The sequence below is a fragment of the Rhizobium sp. 18055 genome, assembly GCF_902706285.1.
Taxonomy (GTDB): Bacteria; Pseudomonadota; Alphaproteobacteria; order Rhizobiales; family Rhizobiaceae; genus Rhizobium.
The window spans coordinates 1-398 of record NZ_CACSKD010000444.1; the positions used below are offsets into that span (position 1 = coordinate 1).

A 398-nucleotide genomic window follows, 5' to 3' on the forward strand; every position below is an offset into this window, starting at 1 on the left:
CACCACGCGGGCGCTCTTCACGGGCTTGGCGGGCACGTTGCGCGTGGGGCCGCCGTAGGCCAGGCCCATGCGCTCCATGGCGAAGAGGATGCGGCGCTGCACCGGCTTCATGCCGTCGCACACGTCCGGCAGCGCGCGGCCCTTCACCACCGAGAGCGCGTACTCCAGGTAGGCGCGCTGCGCATAGCCGGCCAGGCCGAGCTGGTCGTCGGACGCGGGCTGGGTGAAGTCGAGGGTGGGTTGGTCGTTGTCGCTCATGCGTGGGAAAGGATGGAAGGAAAAACGCGGCAGCCGGTGCGCCGCGGTGTCGTTCGGTGATTCAGGGCGCGCCCTGCGCCAGCGGCGCCGCCAGCTCCATGCGCACGCGGCCGGCGGCGGCCCCGCGGCCCGCGGCCAGC

1 protein-coding gene is annotated in these 398 nt (G+C 73.4%); it reads right to left on the reverse strand.

Annotation, left to right across the window (positions count from 1 at the left end; genetic code table 11):
- A partial coding sequence (locus GVL52_RS32595; protein WP_200848064.1) for a DNA gyrase subunit A occupies positions 1-258 on the reverse strand: 258 nt, incomplete at its 3' end.
- Between the last annotated feature and the right edge of the window lie 140 nt (positions 259-398).